This is a genomic window from Bacillus sp. P4_D3 (assembly GCF_056401855.1).
Genome location: NZ_JBFUIN010000558.1, coordinates 1 through 2,027, shown reverse-complemented (window position 1 = coordinate 2,027; position 2,027 = coordinate 1). Strand labels below are relative to the sequence as shown.

The window sequence follows — 2,027 nt, the reverse complement described above, 5'->3', positions numbered from 1 at the left end:
TCCGTAGAGAGTTGCCATTTGCATTAACGTGGGAGGATGTGTACGAAGCGTGTCCAAACGATATGTTGCATTTATAATATTTATTTTTGCTGTTGTAATATGTACACTACTCTTTACGACTCTTATTATGGACGGGTATTACATGGTAAGTAGTTTGTTTTTATTAGCTATCATTATGTTACCTTTCTATGTCCGTTTTGAAAGGAAGGCGTTTGTTTCACGTGAAATTGTTATCGTTGCTGTGTTAGCGGCGATTGCAGCGGTTAGCCGGGTACCATTTTCTATTTTACCGAGTGTACAACCGACTTCTTTTGTCATTATCGTTTCTGCAATTATTTTTGGGAGTGAAACTGGCTTTATGATTGGGGCAACGGCGGCTATTGTATCTAACATTTTTTTAGGACAAGGTCCGTGGACTCCGTGGCAAATGTTCTCTTGGGGCATGATCGGTTTTATAGCAGGATTACTCCGAAATACATTTTTGATGAAAAAACTATGGGGACGACTCATATATGGATTTGCCGTTGGATTTCTATTTGGCTGGATTATGAATTTGTGGGGTCTTCTTGGTTTTATACAAGAAGCAACGTGGGAAACAGTTATTTCCTACTATGTCGCAAGTTTTTACTTTGATCTGAGTCATGCGATATCGAATGTTATTTTCCTTCTGTTATTTAGCACGTCATGGATTACGATCCTCACAAGATTTAAAAAGAAATACGGTATATTAGATGAGCATAACGTGACATAGAAAAGCATACTCATATAAGGTAGGGTCGCGACTTACATATTCGTTTGCCTCTTTCATGCTTCTTACATAGTGTAAGGAGCATTTTTTATTGTCAGAAAATAGATCCAATATACATCCGTTATCCTATAAAATTATTTGTATAATAGTAGGTGAGAACTATTTTCAAGAGGGAGGTGTATAGTTAATGAAGTTAGTTATTCCGAAGCAACATGGAGCATGGGCGATGCTTGTCATACCATTTCTATTAAGTGTATTACTTGGTAAACCTACTTTTTATCATATCCCATTGTTTTTAGCCTGGTTCTTTATCTATCTAGCTACTTATCCATTTCTCATGTATATAAGGCAAAGACGAAAAAAAGAATTTCTACATGCTGCCATTGTTTATTTTATCATTGCATTCGTATTTGGGATGATTTCTTTATTATATGAATGGCGAATTCTTTTATTCGCAGTATTAATGATTCCATTGTTTATTGTAAATATGTATTACGCTCGTCAAAAAAATGAACGAGCATTACTAAATGATGTTTGTGCGATTATAGTGTTTTGTATAGGTGGCTTAATAAGTTATTATTTCTCAATGAAATTTATTGATAGAACCGCATTATTCATTGCGCTTATTTCATTTCTATATTTTTTAGGAAGTACGTTTTATGTGAAAACGATGATTCGTGAAAAAAATAATCCGAAGTATCGTTTTATATCTTGGGGATATCATATTATATTAACGGTAATCGTATTTACTATAAATCCGTGGTGTTCACTCATATTTGTACCAAGTGTCATTCGGGCCATTATGTTGTATGGCAAAAAGATTTCTATATTAAAAGTAGGGATTTTAGAAATTGTTAATTCTGTATATTTTTTAATCATAACGGTAATAATGATGAAGTATGCCATTTGAAAAAAAACTTCCCATCTTTTGATGGGAAGTTTTCATTCTTGTTCTAAAATATGAACGGTATAATCGCATCTTTGTAATGCTTGTTCTACAGCGTAAAGGGATTGTTCAATACGTGCACGATTAAAATCTTCTTCAACAGTTTGTAATGCATCTTCTAAACAATGTTTTGCTTCTTGTAATGATTGAAAAGAATCTTGTACGTATCCACGAGCATTCTTTTGCAACGTAGTAGCCTCCTTTTGTACATCTTTTTGTAGTATGAACAATAAAGAAGAAAATATAATTTTTATATTTATTTGACAATTATAATAAAATTACGTATAGTTAAATTTAAAGTGAATATTTTCTTATCCAGAGAGGTGGAGGGAC

Annotated in this window: 3 protein-coding genes and 1 pseudogene; 3 read left to right on the top strand and 1 reads right to left on the bottom strand. The window is 33.3% G+C overall.

The window, feature by feature from the left end; genetic code table 11:
* From AC1DTM_RS24040 to AC1DTM_RS24030, 3 genes and pseudogenes are all read left to right on the top strand, one after another.
* Positions 1-77 (top strand): annotated as a pseudogene (locus AC1DTM_RS24040) (ABC transporter ATP-binding protein); the annotation flags it as partial.
* Positions 50-751, top strand: coding sequence for an ECF transporter S component (locus AC1DTM_RS24035; RefSeq protein ID WP_088099348.1), 702 nt, complete (start codon positions 50-52; stop codon positions 749-751). The pseudogene AC1DTM_RS24040 and the gene AC1DTM_RS24035, both read left to right, overlap by 28 nt.
* 184 nt (positions 752-935) lie before the next feature.
* Complete coding sequence (locus AC1DTM_RS24030; protein WP_002161105.1) at positions 936-1,658, top strand: YwiC-like family protein; 723 nt, start codon at positions 936-938, stop codon at positions 1,656-1,658.
* A 32-nt stretch (positions 1,659-1,690) separates the two neighbouring features.
* Here AC1DTM_RS24030 and AC1DTM_RS24025 read toward each other — a convergent pair whose 3' ends face one another.
* Complete coding sequence (locus AC1DTM_RS24025; protein ID WP_002110871.1) at positions 1,691-1,882, bottom strand: hypothetical protein; 192 nt, start codon at positions 1,880-1,882, stop codon at positions 1,691-1,693.
* Between the last annotated feature and the right edge of the window lie 145 nt (positions 1,883-2,027).